We start from the raw sequence: 23,206 nt of genomic DNA, 5'->3' as shown, positions 1-23,206 counted from the left end.
TGGACAAAATTTATGGTGTAAATTAATTATAAAATATTCTCTTTTCCTAATAGTAGGTGATAAATTTGCATATCATATTATAAAGCTTGCAATAAAATAAAACTATAAATAAATTATACTAAAATCTAAAAAGTAATTTAATATTCTTATTCATATAAAAGAATATTAAATTGCTTATTTTCGTATTAAAAGATGCACCTTTTAAAGTGACGTGATTTGTATGAGATACAGTAACTATATTAAAATCCCTATTATAGATATCCAAATAGGTTTCTCTATATTTATTGTATAGAAATTACACAGTAAATATTTTTTGTGCTACATACATTAAATTAATCTTAACCTTTTCTTTTATATAAATTTATTAAACGGAATAACTCCTTACCAATATTCAAAAACGGCTGCGTTTTTGAATTTGTGTTCTAGCTTTTCTGAAACAGGTAAATAACTACACATAAACTCCTTATATCTCTAGTTAAACTACCGATTAGCTCCATATAAACTCTAGATAACCTATATAGAATACAAGATATCAAGGAGGTAAGAAAAAATGAATTTTATGAAACGAGCAATTCTCAGTATGAAAAAAAGGATAGGAACATCATTAATTTTGATGGCAGTTTTTCTGATTGTTACAAATTTGGTTCTTTCAGGTTACACAATCCAAAATGCATCAAAAAAAGCAGCGGATGCTGCAAGAAAAAAACTTGGTGCAGATGTTACTTTAGGTCTTGATTTCGACAAATTAGGTCAAAAAGCTAAGGAAACTGGAGAAATGCCAAATCCGCCGCAGCTCGATACAAAAGAAACAGATCAATTAGCAAAGTACAAGTATGTAAAAGACTATAATTACATAGCTAACACTTTCGGTATTTCTGATGGACTTAAACTAGTAGGAGCTTCAGAAGGAAAAGAAGAAGGTAAAGCGGGAATGGCGGCTGTGCGAGGCGGTTCAAGCTCTGGTACAGAAATAGATATGAATGCTTCTTTTATGATTGAGGGAGTTCGCAAGACTGCATTACAAGAAAGCTTTAAAAACGGAAAAAGTAAAATCATTGATGGAAAACCAATTACAGAGCAAATGAAGGATCAGAATGTAGCTTTAATGGAAAAACGATTAGCGGAATTAAACAATTTGAAAGTAGGAGACAAAGTTAAAGTACAATCAGGGGATAAGAAGGAAACCCTTGAGGTTGAAATTATCGGTATTTACGAAACCAATGAGCAAGCAATGAGTCAACAGGCTCCTCCTATAATGGATCCGGCTAATAAACTATATATGCCACATTCAACTATGAAAAAATTAGAAGTGGATCAAGGTATAAGTAGTGTTCAAGTCGTGTATTTCTTGAATGACCCACAATATATTGATGCATTTAAAAAAGAAGCAAAAAAATCTAATATTGATTTTAATTATTATAAATTAGATGCGCATGATTCATTGTACAAGCAAATGATTGGTCCTATCGAAAATATCTCTTCGACTTCTCAAATGATTATTTATATTGTATCGATTGCAGGTGCGATTATTTTAGGATTAATCATTATGCTATCAATTAAAGGACGTCGTAAAGAAATGGGAATTCTATTGTCCATTGGAGAGAAAAAGTGGAAACTGATGGCACAGTTCGTAGTAGAAGTAGTATGTGTCGCTATTTTAGCATTTGGATTATCCATAACAACAGGAGCTAAAGTTTCTCAATATATCGGGGATAATTTACTTTCGAATGAAATAGCTACTGCGAGCGAAGAAACAGATACCTCGCAACATGGTACTGTAATGATGGCTGGACCTGGTGGTACTCTACAAAATCAAAAAGAAGATCCAATTGATAAAATTGATGTAAGTGTAACAGGAGAAGATGTAGGGAAAATGGGGGGGATTGGACTAGGTATTGCTATAATAGCAACGCTTCTTCCAGCATTATCTATTCTACGTTTAAACCCAAAACAAATTCTTTTAAAAGATGAATGAGGAGGCTCGATATGGAGACGATTTTACAGTTTAAAAATTTGGATTATTATTATGAAAGTAATGGGAAAAATGTAGCGATACTAGATAATGTTAACTTTTCTTTTCAAAAAGGACATTTCTACACGATTTTAGGACCATCTGGATCTGGTAAAACCACAACTCTGAGCTTAGGTTGTGGACTGGATGTCCCTAAAAATGGTTATGTACTGTATAATGGCAAAGATATTAGAAAAATTGGTTTGGATCGATACCGTAATCAAAATGTATCTGTAATTTTCCAATCTTATAACTTAATTACCTATATGACCGCTCTTCAAAATGTCTTAACAGCAATGGAAATTACAGGTGTTAAAGTGCAAAATAAAACAGCAAGAGCATTAGAATTATTAAAGAGGGTAGGACTCACAGAACTTGAAGCGAAACGAAACGTATTGCAACTAAGCGGTGGACAACAACAGCGTGTAGCAATTGCTCGAGCACTATCTTGTAATGTTGATTTACTGATTGCAGATGAGCCGACAGGAAACCTCGACGAGGAAACCGCAATGGATATAATAGAACTGTTTCAAGAACTTGCACATAAAGAGAATAAATGCATTATTGTTGTGACTCACTCACAGGAGGTTGCTAAAAAATCAGATCGTGCAGTGTATTTAAGTAAGAAGAAGTTAGTCATAAATGAAATCTAATATAAACATCGTAGCTGTTTAATTCACATATTTTTCAAAAACTAGACCTTTCAAAAGCTTATATTTGATTTATAATAAAATCAAGCCATAATCAAAATGGTCTCCCTGTACTGAATGTTAAAATAGTTTGTCGTTCCCGTTTTAATAATATTTTTAAAAGAACTTGTAGGATATTCTACAAGTTCTTTTTATTATAATTGGTTACCTATCATGGGATAATTACACATAAAAAACGGGACAATACCTAGATATATAATCTAAATGCTGTCCCATTTACCTGTGTATCTGTATAGTTATTGTAGAATCAAACCTACAATCATAATTAAACTAAATACTATCATCCAACCAAAGGCACAATAGCCAAAAATACTAATCCATTTAGGTAATTGATTCATGTTAATTTTATTTGTGGGAACTCCTTGCATAGAAAACATCATTTTTTGATCTCTATCTCTATTATTTTGTTGTTCATACATAATATCATCACCTTTCCAGAACTATTGTGTTTATAGTATATCAGCCTAAATAAAATTATGTACAGAATAAGAGGGGATAACATATATATTATGTGGTGAATTTTATAAATAAAGACATTTAATTGCCATGGTTCTAAGCGCTAATCCGTTATAAATTCTGAAAAAGAGCCCTACATAAATAGGACTCTTTTTCTTCAAATATTAAGTTGCTGGATATACATCAGAACCAAGGTAACGTTCTTTTATAATTTGAAGATGATGAAGCTCATGACCAGCAATGATGTATGCTAATGCACGAACTGTAACTTCAGAATTATTCGCATTTCCTCTTTGTGACCAAGCTTCTTTATCTAAGCTTCTAAGTAAATACAGGGTAGATTGGCGAACAACTATTAAATTCTCAAGAAGATCTTGCATAGATTGCTTATCAAAAGCAGCTCTAAGAACATACATATCATCATTATAGCCTGGAAGTTCTGCTGTCTCGCCTCGAGCGATAGATAGCAATCGATACGCCATAATCCGTTCTGTATCTGCTATATGACCCATTACTTCTTTTATACTCCATTTAGTAGGAACATACCGGAAAAGTCCCTCACTATCAGAAATTTCCTTTAATAAGAGATTCGTTTCCTTCATTTGTTGTTCTAGAATATGTATGATATTTCCGTCTGATACCAAGTTGGTATACGTTGCATAATAGGAGTTATATTCACTTACTTGTGGCCTTATTTGCATACGAATCATCCTTTATGTTTTATGTTTAATCTTTACATATAGCTTACCATAAAAGAATTTTAAATTAATCTGAAAAATGGAGGGAAATATGCATTTTTCATCTTCCTTTTCAGTTTCATAGATGAAATGCATCTCAAATAAGAGAATCTAATTTGCTGCTAAGCGGAATTTCGTTTTTGCTGTTATAGTAAAAGATAAATATGTAAATTGAATACAGTTTGTCACCACTTATGATAATTACCATTTAAGAAGCAATATATATCATTAAACGAAAAACCTGTTAATAAGTTTATACTTACCACAAAAACAAACAAACTCGTCCTATTTAAAGGAGAGTTTGTTTGTTTTTGTGTTTAGATAATGGAATACTCATGCAAAATTGTACACTATGTTCCATATTTTTTATTGAATAATTTATATCTAGCGTTTCAAGAATTTGTTTAACAATATATAGCCCCAAACCATTTCCTCCAGTATTTCGATTCCTTGATTTTTCAATTCGATAAAATGGTTTGAAAATTTGTTGTATCTCTTCATCTTTAATATTGACACCTGTATTTATAATTTGCATTTCGATTTGACTTTGTTTAGAATCCTCACTTAACTTTATATAGACTTTTTCATTATGTGGTGAATACATAACCGCATTATGGACAATATTTTTACATGCTTTTTCTAAAAGGGCACAATCTGTATAAATAGCAAGGCCAAAATCAATTTCTTTTATTATTTCGATGTTTTTTTGAGAAGCAAAAAATTCGAGATCTTTTGTAATTGTCCCTATTAATTTTGAAAGATTAACTTTCTCTACTTTTAGTTTGAAGGTGTGTTGTTCTAATTTCGATACGCTTAAAATTTCACGAACTAATTGTTCCATACTTTCAATAATTTGATGATTCTTCTTTAAATATTGATCGCGATTTTGATAAGGGCCAATATTGTATATCATTCCTTCTAAGTATCCTTTCATTACAGTAAGAGGGGACTTTAATTCATGTGCTACAATCGCAAAAAACTCTCTGCGTTTTGTTTCTATTTCTCTTTCTTTTTCAATATCATTTTTTAATTGTTCATTTGCTTTTTTTAAATCAAACATAGCTTGTTGCAAGTTAATAGACATGTCATTCAAACTATTAGATAATTCTCCTAACTCATCTGTAGAGCGAACCTCAATTTTTTCGGAGAAATCTAAATTTGCCATCTTTTGTGCACCTTCATTAATATAAATAAGTGGCTTTGTAATAAACCTGGAATAAAAATAAGCACTCCCTATACCAATAACGAGCACAATGATACTAATATAGGGGAGAAAGCGTACTAAAACCTGTGAAGCTTCATCAATCGGTTGAAATGTAGCAAACACTACAAGCGTTAAACTACCATCTTGAAATTGAATTGGTTTCGTAGCGTTATATGAATTGCTAAGGGTACTTGCATTCTCGAATCGTGTTGCTTTAGTAACTACTGTTTTTTGCGTACCACTTTGAATAAAAGAAAATGAAGGAGAGTAAATAATTACTCCTTCTTTATTTTGAAGATAAAGCATCGCATTATTTTTTTTTGCGTATTCATCAAAAAGTGGTATCGCATCTTGAAACGTAAGATTTTTAGATTTATCAATGATTTCGTTTATCCCTGTTTGAAGTTGATCTGTTTTATATTGCTCATAAAACGTAGGGAGAAAGAAGTATAAAGTTAAATAAATCAATACTGCAAAGGATAACAAAATGAGAGATGTAGTCATAAAGAGTTTGTAAGTAATTTGCTTCATCTTCATGAGTTTCACAATACTATTCATCAATTTTATAACCAATACCCTTTATTGTTTTAATATAAGGGATAGCTAATTTTTTACGTAGATTTTTAATATGTGTATCAATTATTCGTGTTTCTCCAAAATAATCGTACCCCCAAACCTTCTCTACGATATTTTCTCTTGTAAGTACTTTTCTCTCATTTTGAAATAGTAGTTGTAGAATTTCAAACTCTTTTGTCGTTAATATAATTTCAACGTCATTTACATATACTCTATATGCATCCACATCGATACGCACTTCTTTAAATATCAAATGATTATTTACATTTTTATCATAACTTCTTCTAAGTACAGCTTCGACTCGTCTAATCAAAACATGAAATGAAAAGGGCTTTGTTATATAATCATCGATCCCAAGGTCGAATCCTTTCATTTGATCTTCCTCTTCTTCCAACGCAGTTAGCATAATAATTGGTACGTTTGACTGACTTCGAATCATTTTAGAAACTTCAAACCCATTAAGATTGGGCATCATGACATCTAGAAGAATTAAATCAAATGATTGCTTATTAAATTGTGTCATACCCTCTAGTCCATCTGAAGCGACTACCACTGTATAATGCTGTGTCATTAAAAATTGTTTAATTAATTCCTGAATTTCTTGATCGTCCTCTACCACGAGAATATGATAGTTTTTCATAATATCACCTCTGGTAGTCATTATAGCCGTACTATCTGGAGTTTATGTGGAGATACAGTAGTAAACTTCATAGGACGTTTACTACTAAAAAATATTATTAGCTATATTACTTTTTTATGGAGAAATAATTGTTTTAAAAAACTTATCGTATGAATTGATGTACGATTAATATTTACGAAAAACTAATGTATAATAACGTGAATTGTATGTAGTTTCTTAAAATTCGCGAAAATATACTTTTGCTTCTTTACCAAAAGAGGAAAAGGAATTTCAATATAGAAGAAGCTACCGTAATACTAGAGTGTGCGCCGAGAACTTTGGATTTCTTTCATCTAGTTTCTATTTAATCGTTAATCACTACATAACAATGTTCTTGCTAAACCAAAAGTTTAAAGGTACAAACTTGGAGAGATTTATATAATGCTAGAAAGGTTGTGAAATGATTTGATGGGTTATAAAGCGATGCTGTTTGATTTAGATGATACATTACTTGATAGGGATAAAGCAGTAGAGGCATTATTTTTAATTGTTTTAGAAAAGTGTTATGAAAATGTAGATGGTGCGGCTAAAAGCAACATGTTACAGAAATTCAAAGAATACGATAAAAGAGAATATGGCATAAGTAATAAAACGACAGTTTTAGAATCATTGTTTGATGAATTCACGCCAAGGTATAGATTGCCACGCAATTACATCCAAGATTTTTGGAATAATAATTTCCCTAGATGTTTTTCAATAGACCAAAATACTATTCATTTCTTAAATCAAATAAAGAAGCACTGTAAAGTTGGAATTATAACAAATGGCTCAACTCAGAGGCAAAAAGCTAAAATATTTAACACGAATTTAAATAAGTATTTTGAAACAATCATTATTTCTGAAGAAGTGGGATTTAGTAAACCTGATAAACGTATATTCGAACTAGCATTAAATAAGTTAAATTTACAACCGGAAAATACTTTATTTGTTGGGGATGACTTAGAAAAGGATATTGCTGGTCCTCAAAATGCAAATATAAAAGGTGTGTGGTTTAACCCTCAGAAAATCAAGAATACTACCAAAATACAACCATATGCCGAGATTAACACTTTGGATAGTTTGTTAAGTTATGTTACTCCACAATATTTTTATAACAAGTAAAAGTAATCCCATATATATATTAAAAAATATAAAAAAGAGAAACTATCATTAATTTCATTGACCGTATTAGTAATAAAAAATAGATATTTACAACAAAAAATAGAGGCGATTTTAATAGCTGTGGCTAATTTAATCTATGATTAATACGAAGTTTTGTAAAACAATTTTACTCATACTGTGTAAATTATAAAGGGGTGGTGTATAGTGATAATAAAGTTATTGAATTTTGATTAAAAAAGATAAGAGCCTTACTACATTCTATATGCAGCAAGGCTCTTTAAAGTTGTTTCAAATTATATCCATCTGCTTATGTAATGCTTAAAAAATGAATAATAAAGTTGTTTACTTCTTATTAAACTAACGCCCCCGTTAGTTTAAGTGTAACTCTTCACAATTATTTGATATTATATAGATAAATAGAAATATAAATCAGAATTTAGTTTATAGTTATAAAAACAAGTTATTTATACCCTTATAATTCTTCAGAAAGGAGAGTGTATGAAAAAGACTATTGTTTTTGTATTAACGATATTTATATTATTCTCAGGATTCGTAACACAAAGTTATGCGTTGTCAGATTCGAAATCTGTGGCAATACAAGCATTGCTAGATGATGCCTGTCGTACGTCAGGTGTGCCTGGAATGTCACTCTCAATACTTGCTGATGGTGAAGTGTTCTACTTTTCTTCTGGGTATGCAGATCTTGAAAAGGGACTGTCTGCAAGTGAAAATACACTCTATGAGTTGGCCTCGGTGAGTAAAGCTTTTACTGGTATGGGGATTTTGCTATTGGAAGAGCAAGGGCTGCTATCAATGACTGACCCTATCCAAAAATATTTACCTTGGTTTACGTTAAAGTATCAAGGTAAACCTGTTGATATGCAAAACCTTACACTAAATAACTTTCTTCACCATACCAGCGGCCTAACAAATATTAGACATCTTCAAAATATTCCACAAGGTAATACGCCTGATATGTTGCAAAAGACTGTGGAAACGCTGGTAGATGCAGAATTGGCGTTCTCTCCTGGTGAACAATATAACTATGGAACCGTTAATTATGACGTATTGGGTTTGGTTATTGAGATTGTATCACGACAAAGCTATGAAGACTTTATGAAGGAGCAAGTATTTCTACCCTTAGGTCTTCACCAGACGTATGTTTATAAAGAAGATGCTCAAGCCACTGGACAGTTAGCACAGGGTTACCGTTCTTCCTTTTTTATAACAACTCCATTTAACGCTCCGTATTATACCGGGAATAAACCTGCCGGCTATATCATTTCTAATACAAAAGATATGGCGCGTTGGATGGGCATACAGATGGGTATCGTGCAGGACATACCCGAAATATTTCACAGGGCCATCGAAAAATCACATAGAGGTGATATGTCTGTTTCGGCTGTCAATGATATGTATTATGCGGCAGGTTGGTCGGTAAACGCCGAACAAACGTTTATAGAACACACTGGGGGTAATCCAAATTTTAGTACCAAAGTAGCCATACTGCCAAATGAAAGAACAGCCATCTGCTTACTGAGCAACGGCGCAAATACCAATATAAACCTGGTACTACAAGTTAAAAATATATTAAACGGCAATCTAACTCAGTCATATGAGATAAGTGGCACACAGCTTTTGGACATCATTTTGTCGTCTACCACAATTATTCTTTGCCTATTAGCCGTTCTGTTATTTTTCTTAGGATTAAGAAAAGGGAAAACGAATGAGCAGCAGCCAATGACAAAAAAGAGAACAATCGTAACAATTATTTTCCTAATCGCTACTATTGCCCAGTGTATAATGTTTTTTGCCTTCGATTGGTCAACGATACTTATTTGGCAAACATATAGTGTTCTTACAGCTTTAATTTCGTCAACATTATTAACAGCAAGCATTACTTGGTTTGTATATACTCACCGATTAGATGCCTCGGTCCGAAAATAAGTACAATGTTAAGTAAATAAATCTTAATTTATCGATATCCTTAATTTAAAAAACAGAAGACACCTCGGTGTCTTCTGTAATGTCATCGACACTTCTCCTAGTTAAACCCACTTGCTATTTCTTCCACTAACCTGCCTCGTTAGTAGAAGAAGGATTTTTAAACTACTATATTATTTTTTAAATGACTTTATTGTAAATTAAACAACTTTATTATCTCTGTACAGGTGGGACTATGGAAATAAAGAAAGTAGTAATCGATGGAATCAATATTGCGGTCATTAGGAACGATAAGGTATTAATATCGGATGTTCAGTCTGCATTAGATACTATGGCAACAGTTCAAAATGAGGTAGATGCGAAACATATTATTATCCATAAATCTTTAATAAGTGAAGATTTCTTTGACCTAAAAACACGGCTTGCGGGCGATATCCTTCAAAAGTTTATAAACTATAAGGTAAAGATTGCTATTGTTGGAGATTTCTCTATGTATACTAGTAAAAGCTTAAAAGATTTTATTTATGAATGTAATAAAGGAAATGACATTTTTTACTTAGCAACTGAACAACAAGCAATTGAAAAACTAAGTACATTAAAGTAATAATTATATCCTGCTAAATTCCCCCATTTCACTTAGTTCATAATTATATACGATATAGAAGAACTGATGTTTGTGGTAAACTAAGAGATGAATAAAGGGGGAGTTTTTTTGAACAATTTTAATAATATAATCCAAAATTTAAATAATATAGTTTACAAACCTAACAACTTAATGATTACGAATCTAAAAGAAGAAAAGCAAAACGCAGAATATGCCGGATGTTTATTCCACTTAAATAACAAAACCATTCGTTTTAGAAAATCAAAAGTTACACCTAATAAAATTGGTCAATTTGTTTCTTTTTGGGAGAAAGATGAAAATATGCGAAATAGAGCTTTCTCTTATGAAGCTGCTCCTGATTTATTAGTAATCACTTGTATTGCTGATAATAAACTAGGGCAATTTATTTTTCCTAAAGAGATTCTTCTTAAAGAAAAAATATTGAGAACACAAAGTCAAACAGGGAAAATGGCAATGAGAATTTATCCTGTTTGGGATACCACTGTTAGTAATCAAGCTAAAAAGAGCCAAACGTGGCAACTTCAATATTTTGTTGATTTAAGTGATAGTAATAATTTGCCTATAGATAAACTATTAAATTTATATTCGTAGCTTTTGATTTGCCCCAAAAAGAAGTGATTACAAAAAACATGTGTAATGACACCTCCTATGTGAATCGTAATTTTTGTACCGGTACAGTTAAATGAAATGTACATTGTTACAGTGCCCCTTAAAATTTACAATCAGCATATATTATTTAAACTTATAAATTTTTAAGGGGTGCTAAATATGACAAGTTTACAAGATCAGCTTTTCACAAGATTAAATCTTAAAAAACGTAATGATGTAACGTTTGAAGAATTACCTACCATACTCTTTTCGTTTGCGCACACTATACCATTTGAGAATTTAGATGTTATAGCACGAAATACGAATCAAATCTCTCTGGAAAACTTACGAGAGAAAATTTTAACTAGTTCCCATGGTGGACTTTGCTACGAATTAAATACTCTTTTTTACTATTTCTTAAGAGACTGTGGCTATGATGTACAACTGGCATTAGGTACGGTTTATAAAAACGATATAAATGCATGGGCACTTGAGGATGGCCATATAACAATTATTTTAACTTATGATAATGTACAGTATTTAATTGATGTAGGTATAGCTTCGTTAGTACCTCTTGTTCCTGTACCTTTTACGGGCGAGTCGGTTTCTTCAAAAAATGGTTCGTACCGGGTGAGACGGAAAGATACGAATAAAGGAAATTATGTTTTAGAAAGAATAGATGCTGCTGGGGAATGGAAAGTTTGTCATGCTTTTTATAAACATATTATTGATGAGATAGTAGTAAATGATGTTCAAAGAAGAGTGATAGAAGATGAGAAGTCTATTTTTAATAAAGGACCAATTGCAGTAAAGTTGACGAACTCTGGCCATATTTCATTAACGAATACAAGTTTAACCGAAATTATTCATGGGGAAAAAACTAAGCGTGAAATTACAGAAGATCAATATAAAGAGTTTTTATATACTTTATTTGCTATTAAGTTATGAATAATAAAGATAGCCGGTTCTTATTCAGAAGCGGCTATCTTTATTATTTTTGGTGTAAATGGTTTTCTTCTAATATGTTTCGGAAACTGCGGTATAGTTAATGTTTTTAATGTTTCCTCAGCTTCTTCATATGTATGAAAAATTGGTTCTTTTCCATCATCCCCTTGTAAAACTAGCCCTTCATCTCGGATTACATATGGCATAAAACCACCCCATCTAGTAAAGAATTATGTTCTTTTGCAGCAGAATAATACGATTTAAAGTTTGATTTTCTTAATACATATAATACACTAGAACAGTACGAAAAAGTATGTACAATGAATTTTGAATGTAAAGGAAGATTATTATGTCAGTTATTGATAAATTGAAACTTAATAAGTATACAAATATGGTCGTTATTAACGAACCAAGTGATTATGACATTTTTACAGGTAAAGAAACTGCATTCTCAAAAGAACACGATGCTATCTTTATATTTGTAGAAACGCTTGATGAAATGGTGAAACAAACGAATTTTATTATTAGTAATGAAGAATTACTAATTGAAAAAGGTTACGTATTCTTCGCATATCCGAAAAAAGGTAATGCGCGTTATAGTACGTTTATTCACCGTGATGAAATGTTTCCGGCATTAAACGTTGGAGAAGATGGTTATGTGGGAGAAAGCGATATTAAATTTGCACGAATGGTAAGTATGGATGAAGTCTTTACTGTTGTTGGTTTAAAACGTGAAAAGAAAAAAACAACAAAAACATCTGCTATGAGTCAATGTGTTGCCGATTATACCGATCGAATTAAAGATGTTGAAGCATTATTAGCTAATCATCCGAATGAACTTAAGTTTTATCAAAGTTTAACGCCTGGATACCAAAAAGATTGGGCACGTAATCTTTTTTCTGTGAAACAAGAAAAAACACGTGAAAAACGTCTAGAGAAAATGATAGAAATCCTTTCACAAGGCTATAAAACAATTGAATTATTCCGTAAGAAGAAAAAATAATGATTAAGGAAGTCACAATGCTGCAACAATTAATTGTGATGAGTACATTGAAAAAAGCATTCCTTCCATTATACTAAGGAATGTTCTTATATTTATATAATTAGCAAAAGAGAAAAGGTGTTTGAAATGAAATCGTATATTGTAGTTGGATCAGGAATTTTAGGAGCGTCTACTGCTTATCATCTTGCTAAGGCAGGTGCGAATGTTACTATCGTGGATCGCCAACAATTAGGGCAAGCAACCGATGCAGGAGCAGGTATTGTATGTCCATGGCTATCACAGCGCCGTAATAAAGCATGGTATAAAATCGTTAAAGGTGGTGCACGTTACTATTCTTCGTTAATTCAGCAATTAGAAGAAGACGGTGAAACTGACACAGGATATAATCGTGTAGGTGCAATTAGTTTACATACTGACGAGAAAAAGTTAGATCAAATGGAAGAGCGAGCTTATAAACGACGTGAAGATGCCCCGGAGATTGGTGAAATAACTCGCTTATCAGCTGAAGAAACAAAAAAATTATTCCCAGCATTATCAGACGAATATAGTTCTGTTCATATTAGTGGTGCTGCACGAGTAAATGGAAGATTATTACGCAATGCATTAATAAGTGCTGCGAAAAAACATGGTGCAACTTTCATAAAAGGCGATGCTATATTAGTCCGTGAAGGAAATCATATTACGGGAGTTACAGTAAACGATGAAACAATTTTAGCGGAAAAGGTTATTGTAACTGCAGGCGCATGGGCGAATGAAATCTTGAAACCATTAGGAATTAATTTCTTAGTTACATTCCAAAAAGGACAAATTGTTCATCTGCAAATCGAGAATACAGCAACAGAAAATATGCCAGTTGTTATGCCACCGAACGATCAATATATTTTAACGTTTGACAATGGGCATGTCGTAATTGGTGCAACACATGAGAATGATACTGGTTTCGATCATCGTGTAACAGCAGGTGGTTTACATGAAGTATTTCATAAGGCATTAACAGTTGCACCTGGCTTAGAAAATGCTACAATGCTTGAAACGAGAGTTGGATTCAGACCATTTACACCAGGATTCTTACCTGTTATCGGACCGCTACCTAACTTTGAAGGAATTCTCGTTGCGAATGGATTAGGAGCTTCGGGTTTAACAGCTGGTCCATATCTAGGAGCGGAACTTGCTAAACTAGCGCTCGGACAAACGATTGAATTAGATTTAAATGATTATGATGTTGCTGGCGCAATTGAATAATATAGGGTACTGCTAACATTTAGGAAAAACCATGCTAAACAAATTCGACAAGAAATAATCAGTTTTTCCTCTGTTAAGAGTAAGCCTGTTTATGAAAAATAAAATTATTTAAAAATAGAGGGCCGACATTATAAACCTGCATTAATAATGTAGAATTGTGATGGCGGCTCTTTATTCATATTGATTTAAAACTTATTTTCGAGAGGAGGTTAAGTAATGAGAGCACCATATCAAGTATTGATATTTCCTTATATAAAAACTGCCGATTCTATTCAATATGCCATTTTTAACCGAAGTGATTATGGTTATTGGCAAGGAATAGCTGGTGGCGGAGAAGACGGTGAGATTCCTATTGAATCAGCAAAACGGGAAGCGTTTGAAGAGGCTCGTATTACAAGAGAATGTCCATATATACAATTAGATTCTGTGTCTTCACTATCAGTAGAAGATGTAGTTGGAGGATTCCTTTGGGGAGAAGAGGTTTATGTAATAAAAGAATTTTCTTTTGGAGTTAAAGTCCCTACAAAAAACATATCATTATCTAAAGAACACTTCAATTATAAATGGTTATGCTTTGAGGAAGCAGTAACGTTTTTGAAATGGGATAGCAACAAAACAGCATTGTGGGAATTAAACAAAAGACTATTAAAACAATAAAAGTTTTAGCTAACAAAGATAGTAGTGGAACAAGAATTGAACCATTAACAAACCTTTGCTACACTTCTAAACAATGTTTTATAGATTTGGCATGGGTAATGAACGAAGAGAACTTGTACTAAGAAAAGCCCTATACAGTTGACTCTGAAAAAATGAAAATAATTAGAAATATTTTTATATCGTACGGTTTTTGGCTATGAATAACGGAATAAATATTAAGTATTCAACAGTTTAAATAAAACGAGTTAGCTTTTTATTTTAAGAAGAAAGATGACTCGTTTTATGCTAAAATTCGCTTAGTGTATATTTTCGTTAAAATGTGGGTGGGCCCCCTTTTAGCAAAACCGGAGTGGGAATGATGAGTATAAATAGTTTTGTGGGATTGATAAATGACGAATTATTAAAAGAGGTAAGCATCCGAAGTGAGGATGAATTCGAGCCTGTAGTAGTTAAAGATATTCCTAGACTTTGGAAGTGTTTAGGAACAGGTAATTATGCCGCAGTATTCATGCACAGAGAATACAAAGATTGGGTAGTGAAAGTTTACGTGCGAGAAGGAGAAGGAATTGAAAAAGAGTCAGAAGTATACCGAAGAATTGGAAATCATCCTTCTTATTCAAAGCTTATATATAAAGGAGAAAATTTCATAGTATTGAAACGTTTAAAAGAAATTACCTTATACGATGCTATTCATAAGGGTATTAAAATTCCTAAGCAAGTAATACTTGATATTAATGAGGCTTTAGAGTATGCGAGGGAACAAGGGTTAACTCCTTGTGATGTTCACGGGAAAAATGTGATGATGGAAAAAGGAAGGGGATATGTAGTCGATGTATCTGATTTCTTAAAAACAAAAGAAGATAGTAAGTGGAGAGACCTAGAAAAGGCATATTTCACCTTTTATTTTCCTTTCATATATAAATTACCTTTCCCGGTTAAAATACCGTATTTTATGTTAAACATTGTTAGACGTTCGTATAGAAAATATAAGAAGCTTAAAAAGAAATTCAAATTGTAAAAGGACCACATACTTATCTTTAAGTTAGATAAGTGAATCAATAGTAAAATTAGTACCGTATATTTCAGATATGTCTAATATGTACGGTACTAATTTTATAACTTCATGAAGTAATCAGTAGGCTTTATTTTCTTCTTCAAACTCTTTATTCTTTTTCTCTAACTTTTCAATTATTGACTTTAATGTAAAATCAGCGGTAGTCTTTGACAAAAAAATAAAGTACTAGATTGCTGCTGGTTAACTAGACTAGCGTAATCACTTATCACTTATCATTGTTTCACATTCATTATTTTATCTTCCATATCCTTATCCCGAGTATTGGTATAAGCGACATAACTGTATTCTATTTTGCTCATTTTTAGCTCCGTGTTATGTTTAGTCTGCTCCTCTCTCTTTGACGAACATCCATAATCCAATTGCAAAGAAAAACAAAATATAGGTGATATCTATCGCTAACGACATAAGTAAGCCAACTAATTCCGATTTATATTGTGACGTGCTCCAATAGACACTTAAATCATCATGATGAATGAATAGAATGTGTGTCCATGATGTAGATAAGAGACTACCTCCAAATATCATTTGTAAAAAGTATAGCACTAAGCTACTGCCTACTGCGATAGCAGCTGATCTCGTCCACACGCCAATCAAGGATGCTAGACTTGCATATAGGCAACATTGCAATGCGATTGCTCCAATAGAATATATAACATCCGTCATGTCGCCCCATTGTATGTTTTGGGGAGCCATCAGAAGATTCGCTAACAAAGAAACAATGCATATATTAACAATACCCGTAATGATGAGCAAAATCATCGCAGCAATTTTTGCAACATACAACCGTGAGCGCGAGGACGTATGCAGGAACAGTTGTTTCAAAGTTCCATATTGATACTCATCCGTCCAAATAAGAGGTGACAAAACAATCGCCCAAGGTAGAATAACAAGCATTCCCGATAGGCCAAGCAAAGCATTTACTATTTGAGCCACCGTATCATCAGCCTTGAGATCACTGGTGTATGCCCAAGATAACAGTACCGTCATCACAATAAAACCAATGTGTGAAAGAATAAAGATTCTTTTATTCACTATCTTCAAACATTCATTCCATAACAACTTAACTCACCTCACCACGCGCAGTTGTCCATTTTAAAAACTTATCCTCTAAACTCGTATGTGTCGACAACACCCGATGAACTTCCACCCCGGCAGCACACAATGCTCGAATCAACATTGGAACTTGCCCTTCATCAAGAGCTACTGTTATAGTATGCACACCGTTAGATAATTTCTCTGTCTGCATATAATCCAATGCATGATGATCTTCCCCAAACAAGTTAACCAAAACTTCGCTTGTAAGCTCAACATTATCAATGTGAAGAGTGATACAGAATTCCCCATCATTTAAGCCATCATCAATCCTTTGCTCTGTCACTAAGCAGCCATTCTGCATAATAACCACTCGACGTGCCATCTGCTCAATCTCAGACAGTTGATGACTGGAAATCACAATTGCTACGCCCAAATCTGTCGCAATTCTATTTAAATAGTTCCGGGTTTCACGGACACCAGCAGGATCAAGTGCATTCATCGGCTCATCTAACACAAGCAACTTTGGCTTTCGCAGTAGTGCTTGTGCAATTCCCAAGCGTTGTTTCATTCCCATGGAATACGTGCCTACTCGCTGATCAAGCGCATGTTCTATGCCGGTTAGACTGGCTACCTCCAGCAACCAGTCCTTACTTGCATTTTTGTGCAAACGCTGATATTGTCGTAAATTTTCATACCCACTCAAATAAGGATAGAATGCAGGTGCTTCAATCACAGCCCCTACATTGAGGATTGCTTTAGAAAACTGACTTTTAATACTGTAACCTGCAATTTGCACGTCCCCGGCACTTATTGTGCTTAGAGCAACTATCATCTTCATCGTGGTTGTCTTGCCCGCTCCGTTCGCACCAAGTAGTCCAATAATTTCTCCCGCTACCATATCGAACGATATGTCTTGTACAATCAACTTGCCCTTGATTTCTTTCGTTAGGTGTTGCACCGATAGTACTGTTTTCAATAGTCCCACTCCTTACAATATAAGTACAATCCCATTTCATGAATTCATTAAGAACAGCCTGTAAAGAAAAATCAGATTTGTCGCAACCGCACCTTTTGATTGATAAAATTTCGTTAAACCTTTTACTTCATTAACACTCATTTTCATATCATCTTATTTGTTTTCTTCTTATCCTTACTATAGAAAAAATTGGCGAATGAAACGAGTGATTTCCCTTACAAAATAGTTCGTTATCTTACAGTTTTGTCATTTTTCACATCATTTTGTGATACCTGGGATACTATCCACATCGTCATCAACTTAAGAAATTGATTCTTCCCCAAAACGGAAAAACGAGCCGAATTCTCATAAATAATTGTGAAAATGTAAAGTTCTCGTTAAGGGGGTGTCTTAAAATCTTAGCTTACTGGGCATATGGTGCTACCTCAAAATATAAAAAGATTAGGAGTGAATCCTAATCTTTTTATTTATACATATTTTTGTTAGTTATATCACTATCAATTCCAAAACGGGATATTTTGAATAAATGAAACCGTTAAAATAAGTGTTGATACGGAACCAGCAGTTACTAAAGTTACTATTTTTCGTCCATTCTGTTCTTTTGAAGGTTTTATAAGTTCTGTAATTAACAAAATCCATATTATGATAGATACTATTGAAATAATATTTATAGACATATGTAACACATCCCTTCGTGTTTTTACATAAATATTTCTGCTTTTATAAAATAAAAGCAATTTAACAAGAAAATATGTAACGCATTAAAAATCAATATTTCCCTGTTAAACCACCTTTTTTAAATAGAAATACGACTGATAAAACGATAACAACAGCCTTCAAACTGCCCCAATATGGATAAATAGCATGATCTGTTAGACTAGCATATTGAAAAATATTCTCTAAACCGAAAATTCCTATCATGACTGCTAAAATGAATGAAGCTGATCCATACGTCCCGTTATGATAGAGGGTAAATAAATAGACTGCGAAAATTAGTGGTAAGATGATTTGTAGTACGATTATCATAGTTCGTCCCCCATATTATTTATAATTATATTATTTATAATTATATTATATACAAAATTGTAATAAAAAGGAATACGACTTATTTGATACTAACAGAACTACTCTAATCATATTCTTCTATAAAAAGAAGAAAAAGGGGTGTACAGTTAATTGACAAAAGTTAAAGTTAGTTTACGACCCATTGTTCATAATATAAATTTACCAACCGTATTGAAAACAACAATACTTCCAGGCGAATCGACCGAAAGACTATTTATCGCAACCCAATTAGGAGAGATTTTTTACATAGGGAATGGAGTTATAAAGATATTTTTAGATATTCGTCACCTAATTATTAAATTAGGTACATTTGAAGAAGGTGTTTCTAGTAGCGGTTATGATGAACGCGGATTGCTTGGACTTGCGTTCCATCCACAATTTTATCAAAATGGGTTATTTTATCTTCATTATTCAGTAGCTGGAACTCAAGGACCAGGTGCATTTTCTGAGCAATTTAAACCGAATCCTTGTGACCCTAAAACGTTAAATTTAAAGTGGGTTAATAGAAATACGCAATATGATCACATTGATACAGTAGAAGAATGGACTTTACAATCTAATGGTCAAGCTCAAAAGCGACGAACATTACTGAATGTAAGAAGACCATTTTTTAATCATAACGGAGTCAATAGTTTAAACTTTTCACCTGAGACTGGAAAACTTGTTTTTACAAATGGAGATGGCGGATCAGGTTATGATCCATTTAATTTAAGCCAAGATGATTTAGAAATAGCAGGTAAAATAATTGAAATCGATGTAAGTAAAAATACATTTATAAATAACCCTCCTGTAGTTACACGCTTTAATGAACTCCCTTTATCTATACAAGAAACACTTACAGTAATTGCAAAAGGAGTACGTAATATAACCGGCATTTCATTTCAAAGGTTTTATAATCAATATATCAAATACGCCGGAAATGTCGGACAAGATATTGTAGAGTCTATTTTTTCATTTATTCAATATAAACCTATACCGGTTACAGAACTTGTTCAAATGCATTTTATGAGGTTAACTCCCAATCAAGATGGGGTTATCAATTTTGGGTGGCGAGGATGGGAAGGGGATTTACCTACTTCTTTTATACGGCATTGTTCCGAAAATCAGACTTTGGATGAAAGAACAATGACTTATTATGATGAAACAATACAAACTTCAGCGAGGCGTATTCTGCCTCTACTTAGTTATTTTCATCAAGATTCCAGACCCGATAAGTTTGGAGGAACTTCCCTTACAGGAGTTCAGCCATATATGGGAAATGCAATTCCAAATTTAACAGGTAGCGTAGTGTTTACTGACCTTGCTAAGAAAGAAGATTCTCGACCGCCAGTTAAAGGTGTTTTAGCCTATACTAGAGCAGGTACAGACGGTAAACATACTGACTTTCATGCTATTGAAACCAATTATGATTTTGGTACGCAAGCAGCTTATTATATGAGTTTAGGAACAAATTTGAATCAAACTAAATTATATTTAGGAGTTTACGGTTCTATGAAAGTAACTGATTTTAATAAAGGTACCATTTTTGAAATTATTCCCTGATACGATACACACTCGTAGTTTAATAATCCAAGGAATTTATTTTGTTTCAAAACGCACAATTTATCCCCCTAAAAGCCTTTTATTATATAGTAATTCATAACAAGTAGAAAGCAGCTCATAAACCACTAGTGTATGAATAATATAGAAAGTAATGAATGAGGCATCTTTAGGGGGAGATATTGATGAATTGGTTTGTACGTTATTGGTATCAACTGATGATAGAACATGATACGAGCTTTGTTCATAAAAGAAAATTGTCCCTTGCGAATAAGTTAGTACTTACAGCTTTGATGAGTACATTAGCCACCATGTTTCAAGCAGCAGGAAACCTAGTTCCTGGTATAGGTTTGCTCATTAGTCCATTTTCGACATTACCGATTTTTTTTGCTATTTTCTATTCTATTCGTGAGGGAATACTTTCTTATATTCTTACTATTTTTCTATTATTTATTATTGAGCCAAGTGAACTAATTGTCTTTCCTTTTACTACAGGCTTATTAGGTCTAGCCTTAGGAGTATCCTTTTTAAAATTAAAGAGGAGAATTTGGATTGTTTCCTTTTCAGCAACTTGTCTAATTATTGGTATTATGATTGTTCTCGATGTTTTCCGTTTTCCGGTACTTGGTCCTGCTGTTCATACAACTATGGATATAAAAATTATTTTATCAATATCTATAATGAGCTTTCTATACTGTTGGATTTATGCAGGTTTTTGCAGAATAATGATGAATAGATTATATAAAGTGTTGTATTGACAATGGCATAATGAGGATTGGAGATTGAATTCATGACTAACGTTGCAGTTAGAAGACCGAATTTGAATGATGTAGATGAACTATATTTATTTTTCCGTATCGTTATTACGAATACATACAAAAATGAAGGATTGTCACAATCATTGGATGACATAGAAAATGAAATTAACTCAAAAAAGCAGTATTTGAAAAGTGATTTTGATAGTAACGGAGAAGGTCGTTACTTTTTATTAGCAATTGATACAAGTAACGATAAAATCATTGGAACAATCGAAATCGGTCCAGCAAGTACATTGATTAATAGTTGTACAGGTGGTGTACTTAAAAATTTGTATGAAATAGGAACTGTATTCATACTTCCGGAGTATCAGAGAAAGGGAATAGGGAGTTTATTACTACATACAATGTTTCTTACATTACTTAGCAGAGGGATAACAGAATATTGTTTAGATAGTGGATATAAAAATGCGCAAAGTATATGGACGAAAAAGTTTGGAAAACCTAGCTATGTATTGAAAGATTACTGGGGAGAATCCAGCGATCATATGATTTGGAAGAAAAGTTTACATGATACACCTATAATATTTGAATTATAAAATGAAATATGCCTCTGAACATAGCTTTTCTTACTTATGTATGCTATTATTTATCTTTATAATAAAAGAGGACGTGAATGAACTTGATTAAAATTAATATTCCTGAAGCTGATGTTTCAATTACTGAACGTAAACAAGTTATTAAAGGAGACGAGCCAATCATTACTCCAATTAATGGATTTATCGATTTCCACTTGTTCCCTAGAGATAAAGGCGGCATTTTTATGTTTTACAATATTAATGACGAACTTCTTTTCGTAGGTAAAGCTCGTAAAATTAGACAACGTATTAAGAAGCATTTTGAAGATAATGTTTCACCAATTAAAAATCACCGTGATGAAGTATACCGCATTGATGCATGTATCGTAGAAGATCCAACAGAAAGAGAAATTTACGAAACATATATCATTAATGAATACAAAGCGAAATATAACGTTGATAAAGTATTCTACAAATAATCAACATTAATAAAAAGCAATCCTAGCTAATATGCCAGGATTGTTTTTTATTTAGATTTATTCTTCATATCTTTCTCCTTTTTTCAAATGATTAGCAGCAACAAAACAGATTACACCTATAAATATAAGTACAATACCAACCGTTTTATGTTTTCCCTCAAAGAAAGGAATATCTGAAATAACCTTTGTCATACATAGTCCTAAAAATACAAGGATAGGGCCCACCCAAAGTAATACATTACCGAATTTTGTGTGCTTCCACATAATAACCCTCCTTAACCCTCTTTACATATATATCCATAAATGAAAAGTAAATTCATAGAGAAATATAGTTTTTTTCATATCGAAAATTTAACCCTCATATATTGGTACAAGCAAAAGAGAAAGGAGACCATCATGAATTGGTTAGAAGCTTTCATACTAGGTATAATTCAAGGTTTAACAGAATTTTTACCAATCAGTAGTACCGGACATCTTTATTTAGGAAGGCATTTGTTCCGATTAGATGAGGCTGGCTTATTTTTAGATACGATGCTGCATATTGGGACTTTACTTGCGGTTTTTATTTATTATAAAAAAGAATTTATATATTTAATTAAAAACCCATTTTCAAAGCTCATGTTATTACTTATCGTTGGGACAATACCCGCAGTTGTAATTGGTTTATTGTTTAAAGATTTCTTTGAAGATATTTCAAAAACAGGAATCACGATCGGTTGGGAGTTTTTAGTGACCGGATTCTTTCTTTACACGGCAGATAAACAAAAGAATGGTTGTAAAAAAATGGATGACATAACATATAAAGACGCATTAATTATCGGTTCATTTCAAGCTGCTGCTATTTTTCCAGCCATTTCCCGTTCTGGAATGACAATTGTCGCTGCATTATGGAGAAAATTAGACCGTGAAACTGCTGCTTACTTTTCTTTTTTACTATCGACACCAGCCATTGTTGGAGCTATCATTTTGCAATTTGTAGACGTTTTTCAAGGGAAAGCAGAATCTATTTCTAGTACATCTTTAATTGTCGGAACGTTATCAGCAGCATTTTTTGGATACATAGCCGTTTCATGGATGATTCAATATTTAAAACGTCACTCTTTAAAAGTATTCGCGTATTACGTATGGGGATTAGGTATTTTAATTTTAATGTTGCAATTTACTGATGTATTTTAAGTATAATGATAAAGAAGTTAATTAGTTTAAGATCCTGTTTCATTCATACA

26 protein-coding genes are annotated in these 23,206 nt (G+C 32.7%); 16 read left to right on the top strand and 10 right to left on the bottom strand.

Annotated elements, in window-relative coordinates; translation table 11 throughout:
• The first annotated feature begins 550 nt into the window (after positions 1-550).
• Together M1D73_RS13660 and M1D73_RS13655 are read left to right on the top strand one after the other, a co-directional pair.
• Entirely contained in the window at positions 551-1,975 is a 1,425-nt protein-coding gene (locus M1D73_RS13660) for an ABC transporter permease (RefSeq protein WP_001010233.1), read from the top strand.
• 11 nt (positions 1,976-1,986) lie between these two features.
• Positions 1,987-2,664, top strand: coding sequence for an ABC transporter ATP-binding protein (locus M1D73_RS13655; protein WP_000447856.1), 678 nt, complete (start codon positions 1,987-1,989; stop codon positions 2,662-2,664).
• A 293-nt stretch (positions 2,665-2,957) separates the two neighbouring features.
• On the opposite strand, the gene M1D73_RS13650 is transcribed toward M1D73_RS13655, so the two are convergent.
• The 4 genes from M1D73_RS13650 to M1D73_RS13635 form a co-directional block, all read right to left on the bottom strand.
• Positions 2,958-3,140, bottom strand: a complete 183-nt coding sequence (locus tag M1D73_RS13650; RefSeq protein WP_000273239.1) for a hypothetical protein — start codon at positions 3,138-3,140, stop codon at positions 2,958-2,960.
• 201 nt (positions 3,141-3,341) lie between these two features.
• Complete coding sequence (locus tag M1D73_RS13645; RefSeq protein ID WP_001167133.1) at positions 3,342-3,878, bottom strand: DinB family protein; 537 nt, start codon at positions 3,876-3,878, stop codon at positions 3,342-3,344.
• 325 nt (positions 3,879-4,203) lie between these two features.
• Positions 4,204-5,655, bottom strand: coding sequence for a sensor histidine kinase (locus M1D73_RS13640; protein ID WP_033689271.1), 1,452 nt, complete (start codon positions 5,653-5,655; stop codon positions 4,204-4,206).
• A gap of 13 nt (positions 5,656-5,668) precedes the next feature.
• Positions 5,669-6,334 carry a response regulator transcription factor gene (locus tag M1D73_RS13635; protein ID WP_000800727.1) on the bottom strand — a complete coding sequence of 222 codons (666 nt, stop codon included), beginning with the start codon at positions 6,332-6,334 and terminating at the stop codon, positions 5,669-5,671.
• Positions 6,335-6,781: 447 nt separating this feature from the next.
• On the opposite strand from M1D73_RS13635, the gene M1D73_RS13630 reads away from it, so the two are divergent.
• The 5 genes from M1D73_RS13630 to M1D73_RS13610 all read left to right on the top strand — a co-directional run bounded on the left by M1D73_RS13630 (position 6,782) and on the right by M1D73_RS13610 (position 11,579).
• Positions 6,782-7,474: an HAD family hydrolase gene (locus M1D73_RS13630; RefSeq protein WP_000540712.1), complete on the top strand. Its 693-nt coding sequence runs from the start codon at positions 6,782-6,784 to the stop codon at positions 7,472-7,474.
• Between the two features lie 498 nt (positions 7,475-7,972).
• Entirely contained in the window at positions 7,973-9,421 is a 1,449-nt protein-coding gene (locus tag M1D73_RS13625; RefSeq protein WP_000751397.1) for a serine hydrolase domain-containing protein, read from the top strand.
• Positions 9,422-9,653: 232 nt separating this feature from the next.
• Positions 9,654-10,022, top strand: coding sequence for a DUF4180 domain-containing protein (locus tag M1D73_RS13620; protein ID WP_000403456.1), 369 nt, complete (start codon positions 9,654-9,656; stop codon positions 10,020-10,022).
• 108 nt (positions 10,023-10,130) lie between these two features.
• Positions 10,131-10,634 (top strand): MepB family protein, encoded by a 504-nt coding sequence (locus M1D73_RS13615; protein ID WP_001058863.1) that lies wholly within the window; start codon positions 10,131-10,133, stop codon positions 10,632-10,634.
• A gap of 177 nt (positions 10,635-10,811) precedes the next feature.
• Positions 10,812-11,579 (top strand): arylamine N-acetyltransferase family protein, encoded by a 768-nt coding sequence (locus M1D73_RS13610; RefSeq protein WP_000202744.1) that lies wholly within the window; start codon positions 10,812-10,814, stop codon positions 11,577-11,579.
• A 20-nt stretch (positions 11,580-11,599) separates the two neighbouring features.
• Here the strand turns inward: M1D73_RS13610 and M1D73_RS13605 are convergent, their stop codons facing one another.
• Positions 11,600-11,782 carry a hypothetical protein gene (locus M1D73_RS13605; protein ID WP_001147158.1) on the bottom strand — a complete coding sequence of 61 codons (183 nt, stop codon included), beginning with the start codon at positions 11,780-11,782 and terminating at the stop codon, positions 11,600-11,602.
• Positions 11,783-11,925: 143 nt separating this feature from the next.
• Between M1D73_RS13605 and M1D73_RS13600 the strand changes: the two genes are divergently transcribed.
• From M1D73_RS13600 to M1D73_RS13585, 4 genes are all read left to right on the top strand, one after another.
• On the top strand, positions 11,926-12,579 hold the full coding sequence (locus M1D73_RS13600; protein WP_000110847.1) for a YdeI/OmpD-associated family protein: 654 nt from the start codon (positions 11,926-11,928) through the stop codon (positions 12,577-12,579).
• Between the two features lie 126 nt (positions 12,580-12,705).
• The gene (locus M1D73_RS13595; protein WP_000844381.1) at positions 12,706-13,821 is read left to right on the top strand and encodes an NAD(P)/FAD-dependent oxidoreductase; all 1,116 of its coding nucleotides are present in this window, start codon (positions 12,706-12,708) and stop codon (positions 13,819-13,821) included.
• A 216-nt stretch (positions 13,822-14,037) separates the two neighbouring features.
• Positions 14,038-14,478 (top strand): NUDIX hydrolase, encoded by a 441-nt coding sequence (locus M1D73_RS13590; protein WP_001202590.1) that lies wholly within the window; start codon positions 14,038-14,040, stop codon positions 14,476-14,478.
• A gap of 358 nt (positions 14,479-14,836) precedes the next feature.
• The gene (locus M1D73_RS13585; protein ID WP_000026539.1) at positions 14,837-15,496 is read left to right on the top strand and encodes a protein kinase family protein; all 660 of its coding nucleotides are present in this window, start codon (positions 14,837-14,839) and stop codon (positions 15,494-15,496) included.
• Positions 15,497-15,871: 375 nt separating this feature from the next.
• On the opposite strand, the gene M1D73_RS13580 is transcribed toward M1D73_RS13585, so the two are convergent.
• The 4 genes from M1D73_RS13580 to M1D73_RS13565 all read right to left on the bottom strand — a co-directional run bounded on the left by M1D73_RS13580 (position 15,872) and on the right by M1D73_RS13565 (position 18,590).
• Positions 15,872-16,612 (bottom strand): ABC transporter permease, encoded by a 741-nt coding sequence (locus M1D73_RS13580; protein WP_000964516.1) that lies wholly within the window; start codon positions 16,610-16,612, stop codon positions 15,872-15,874.
• 1 nt (position 16,613) lies between these two features.
• On the bottom strand, positions 16,614-17,564 hold the full coding sequence (locus M1D73_RS13575; protein ID WP_121868635.1) for an ABC transporter ATP-binding protein: 951 nt from the start codon (positions 17,562-17,564) through the stop codon (positions 16,614-16,616).
• 497 nt (positions 17,565-18,061) lie between these two features.
• The gene (locus M1D73_RS13570) at positions 18,062-18,241 is read right to left on the bottom strand and encodes a hypothetical protein (RefSeq protein WP_000026315.1); all 180 of its coding nucleotides are present in this window, start codon (positions 18,239-18,241) and stop codon (positions 18,062-18,064) included.
• Between the two features lie 91 nt (positions 18,242-18,332).
• The gene (locus M1D73_RS13565; RefSeq protein ID WP_000587696.1) at positions 18,333-18,590 is read right to left on the bottom strand and encodes a hypothetical protein; all 258 of its coding nucleotides are present in this window, start codon (positions 18,588-18,590) and stop codon (positions 18,333-18,335) included.
• A 150-nt stretch (positions 18,591-18,740) separates the two neighbouring features.
• Between M1D73_RS13565 and M1D73_RS13560 the strand changes: the two genes are divergently transcribed.
• The 4 genes from M1D73_RS13560 to M1D73_RS13545 all read left to right on the top strand — a co-directional run bounded on the left by M1D73_RS13560 (position 18,741) and on the right by M1D73_RS13545 (position 21,980).
• On the top strand, positions 18,741-20,171 hold the full coding sequence (locus M1D73_RS13560; RefSeq protein ID WP_000169991.1) for a PQQ-dependent sugar dehydrogenase: 1,431 nt from the start codon (positions 18,741-18,743) through the stop codon (positions 20,169-20,171).
• 182 nt (positions 20,172-20,353) lie between these two features.
• Complete coding sequence (locus M1D73_RS13555; protein WP_001103998.1) at positions 20,354-20,926, top strand: YybS family protein; 573 nt, start codon at positions 20,354-20,356, stop codon at positions 20,924-20,926.
• Positions 20,927-20,958: 32 nt separating this feature from the next.
• Positions 20,959-21,522 (top strand): GNAT family N-acetyltransferase, encoded by a 564-nt coding sequence (locus tag M1D73_RS13550; protein ID WP_000185966.1) that lies wholly within the window; start codon positions 20,959-20,961, stop codon positions 21,520-21,522.
• 77 nt (positions 21,523-21,599) lie between these two features.
• On the top strand, positions 21,600-21,980 hold the full coding sequence (locus tag M1D73_RS13545) for a nucleotide excision repair endonuclease (RefSeq protein WP_001048941.1): 381 nt from the start codon (positions 21,600-21,602) through the stop codon (positions 21,978-21,980).
• Between the two features lie 57 nt (positions 21,981-22,037).
• Here the strand turns inward: M1D73_RS13545 and M1D73_RS13540 are convergent, their stop codons facing one another.
• The gene (locus M1D73_RS13540; protein ID WP_000265473.1) at positions 22,038-22,244 is read right to left on the bottom strand and encodes a hypothetical protein; all 207 of its coding nucleotides are present in this window, start codon (positions 22,242-22,244) and stop codon (positions 22,038-22,040) included.
• Between the two features lie 132 nt (positions 22,245-22,376).
• On the opposite strand from M1D73_RS13540, the gene M1D73_RS13535 reads away from it, so the two are divergent.
• On the top strand, positions 22,377-23,156 hold the full coding sequence (locus tag M1D73_RS13535) for an undecaprenyl-diphosphate phosphatase (RefSeq protein ID WP_001104301.1): 780 nt from the start codon (positions 22,377-22,379) through the stop codon (positions 23,154-23,156).
• Positions 23,157-23,206: the final 50 nt, after the last annotated feature.

The organism is Bacillus sp. PK3-067, assembly GCF_056738645.1.
The sequence above is the reverse complement of the archived record's forward strand: the minus strand, read 5'-3'. Positions and strand labels throughout refer to the sequence as shown.

What these genes read in the sequence shown, in the direction of transcription:
- M1D73_RS13660 (WP_001010233.1), top strand. Translation starts at nt 551, where the DNA reads ATGAATTTTATGAAACGAGCAATTCTCAGTATGAAAAAAAGGATAGGA.
- M1D73_RS13655 (WP_000447856.1), top strand. Translation starts at nt 1,987, where the DNA reads ATGGAGACGATTTTACAGTTTAAAAATTTGGATTATTATTATGAAAGT.
- M1D73_RS13650 (WP_000273239.1), bottom strand. Translation starts at nt 3,140, where the DNA reads ATGTATGAACAACAAAATAATAGAGATAGAGATCAAAAAATGATGTTT.
- M1D73_RS13645 (WP_001167133.1), bottom strand. Translation starts at nt 3,878, where the DNA reads ATGCAAATAAGGCCACAAGTAAGTGAATATAACTCCTATTATGCAACG.
- M1D73_RS13640 (WP_033689271.1), bottom strand. Translation starts at nt 5,655, where the DNA reads ATGAAGATGAAGCAAATTACTTACAAACTCTTTATGACTACATCTCTC.
- M1D73_RS13635 (WP_000800727.1), bottom strand. Translation starts at nt 6,334, where the DNA reads ATGAAAAACTATCATATTCTCGTGGTAGAGGACGATCAAGAAATTCAG.
- M1D73_RS13630 (WP_000540712.1), top strand. Translation starts at nt 6,782, where the DNA reads ATGGGTTATAAAGCGATGCTGTTTGATTTAGATGATACATTACTTGAT.
- M1D73_RS13625 (WP_000751397.1), top strand. Translation starts at nt 7,973, where the DNA reads ATGAAAAAGACTATTGTTTTTGTATTAACGATATTTATATTATTCTCA.
- M1D73_RS13620 (WP_000403456.1), top strand. Translation starts at nt 9,654, where the DNA reads ATGGAAATAAAGAAAGTAGTAATCGATGGAATCAATATTGCGGTCATT.
- M1D73_RS13610 (WP_000202744.1), top strand. Translation starts at nt 10,812, where the DNA reads ATGACAAGTTTACAAGATCAGCTTTTCACAAGATTAAATCTTAAAAAA.
- M1D73_RS13605 (WP_001147158.1), bottom strand. Translation starts at nt 11,782, where the DNA reads ATGCCATATGTAATCCGAGATGAAGGGCTAGTTTTACAAGGGGATGAT.
- M1D73_RS13600 (WP_000110847.1), top strand. Translation starts at nt 11,926, where the DNA reads ATGTCAGTTATTGATAAATTGAAACTTAATAAGTATACAAATATGGTC.
- M1D73_RS13595 (WP_000844381.1), top strand. Translation starts at nt 12,706, where the DNA reads ATGAAATCGTATATTGTAGTTGGATCAGGAATTTTAGGAGCGTCTACT.
- M1D73_RS13590 (WP_001202590.1), top strand. Translation starts at nt 14,038, where the DNA reads ATGAGAGCACCATATCAAGTATTGATATTTCCTTATATAAAAACTGCC.
- M1D73_RS13585 (WP_000026539.1), top strand. Translation starts at nt 14,837, where the DNA reads ATGAGTATAAATAGTTTTGTGGGATTGATAAATGACGAATTATTAAAA.
- M1D73_RS13570 (WP_000026315.1), bottom strand. Translation starts at nt 18,241, where the DNA reads ATGTCTATAAATATTATTTCAATAGTATCTATCATAATATGGATTTTG.
- M1D73_RS13565 (WP_000587696.1), bottom strand. Translation starts at nt 18,590, where the DNA reads ATGATAATCGTACTACAAATCATCTTACCACTAATTTTCGCAGTCTAT.
- M1D73_RS13555 (WP_001103998.1), top strand. Translation starts at nt 20,354, where the DNA reads ATGAATTGGTTTGTACGTTATTGGTATCAACTGATGATAGAACATGAT.
- M1D73_RS13550 (WP_000185966.1), top strand. Translation starts at nt 20,959, where the DNA reads ATGACTAACGTTGCAGTTAGAAGACCGAATTTGAATGATGTAGATGAA.
- M1D73_RS13545 (WP_001048941.1), top strand. Translation starts at nt 21,600, where the DNA reads ATGAACTTGATTAAAATTAATATTCCTGAAGCTGATGTTTCAATTACT.
- M1D73_RS13540 (WP_000265473.1), bottom strand. Translation starts at nt 22,244, where the DNA reads ATGTGGAAGCACACAAAATTCGGTAATGTATTACTTTGGGTGGGCCCT.
- M1D73_RS13535 (WP_001104301.1), top strand. Translation starts at nt 22,377, where the DNA reads ATGAATTGGTTAGAAGCTTTCATACTAGGTATAATTCAAGGTTTAACA.